This is a genomic window from Comamonas sp. FUJ_7 (genome assembly GCF_057369555.1).
On record NZ_JBXXZI010000027.1, the window covers coordinates 1 to 1,549 of the forward strand.

Annotated in this window: 1 protein-coding gene and 1 pseudogene; both read right to left on the bottom strand. The window is 57.7% G+C overall.

The annotated features are described in order from the left end of the window. The coding region (locus tag AC2I9W_RS17610; protein ID WP_486411208.1) for a HAMP domain-containing protein at positions 1-848 on the bottom strand (848 nt) is incomplete at its 3' end. Between the two features lie 316 nt (positions 849-1,164). After that, positions 1,165-1,549, bottom strand: a pseudogene (locus AC2I9W_RS17615) (methyl-accepting chemotaxis protein); the annotation flags it as partial.

The window sequence follows — 1,549 nt, forward strand, 5'->3', positions numbered from 1 at the left end:
TCTGTGGCGATCTGGCCGGAGGCCGAAGACACCGATTCCACGCCCGAGCGCACCTGACCAACCACGGTGCGCAGGCGCTCTGCCATGGTGTTCAGAGATCGGTGCAGATGCCCCAGCTCGTCATTCTGACGATGCTCGGTACGCGTGCTCAGGTCTCCCTCGGCAATGGCATCGGCCAGCGCCACGGCCTGCACCAAAGGCTTGTTGATGGAGCGCATGATGAATACCGCCGTCACCAGACCCAGCAGCATGATGGCGCTGCAGGCCAAAGCAATCAGCACATAGGCTTTGGAGCGACTGGCTGCGCCCTGCTCCACCGCCTGCTGCTGGTAGCGGTCTTGCAAATGCACATAAGCATCCAGCGCCGCATAGTATTTTTCAGCAACCGGATTGAGCTGCTCTTCAATCAGCGTGAGCGATTGTGCAAAGTCGCGTGCACGACGGGCTTGATCCACGGCCTTGTTCACCGTAAAGAGCTGATCCCTGTGCAGATTGACCTCGGCCATCAACTGCTTGGCCTCATTGGTGCGCACTTGCGCCAGCACCTTGTCACGCAATTCATTGATGCTGGCAATCAGACCCGCCATGGCCTTGTACTGGTGTTCGACCAGATTTTCTTCGGTGGACATGGCTGCCGCTGTAAAGCGATCCATGCTCATCTGCGTCAGAAGGCGCCATTCCTTGGCCTGAGCTGCAGCGGCCTGCGCTTCAACGACTGCGGAGAACACGCCATCGTTGACGCGCTCTGCATAAACCAGGCTGCCAGCAACCACCAGCAGCATGCCTGCCAGCAAACCCATGACCAAAGCCCATAGCCTTTGGGCTACGGTGAACTGAAACAACTTCATGAACCAACCAATCCAGACAAAAGAAGCCACACACAGGCACGTCCGCATCGTGATCTCTGGGCTGGCTTGTCCATGACTCTGGCGGTCAATTCCTGGCCCCTGACGTCCTCCCTACATCCCAGCCGCGTTCAAGCCGAGAAGTTGAGGGCATATATTAATAATTGTTACAGGTTATGTTGATCCTGGAAATGAAGCATCTCCTCAGGACTTTCCCGGTTCTCAGGCAGTCAAAGATCGAGACTAGCCATGAAAAAGCCCGCTGCTCCCAAAAGGAAGCAGCGGGCTTGAAGAGGTTATGGCCAATGAATGGCCTTGCTTAAAAAGTCTCCCACTCACCATCATCGGCATCAGCAAGCTGCTTGAGCTTGCCTGTACTCAATGCGGCAGTAGCAGCTGCGCCACTCACTGCGGCAACCACTACCGGCCTGGCCGCTGGCTTTGCGGGTATCGCAGCGGGCTTCTTGACCGGCGCCATAGCGGGGCTAACGGGGCCAACACGGCTATCAGGCTGTCTTCCAGGTCGCTGAGGTGCAGCCGACTTGATGTAGCCGCTTTCCTGCCCCAGCCTGAAGATGGATACCACCTCGGCCAAGCGCTCTGCCTGCTCTTGCATGGACAGCGCCGCAGCGCTGGACTCCTCCACCAGCGCCGCATTTTGTTGCGTCATCTGGTCGAGATTGCTCACCGCCTGATTGACCTGA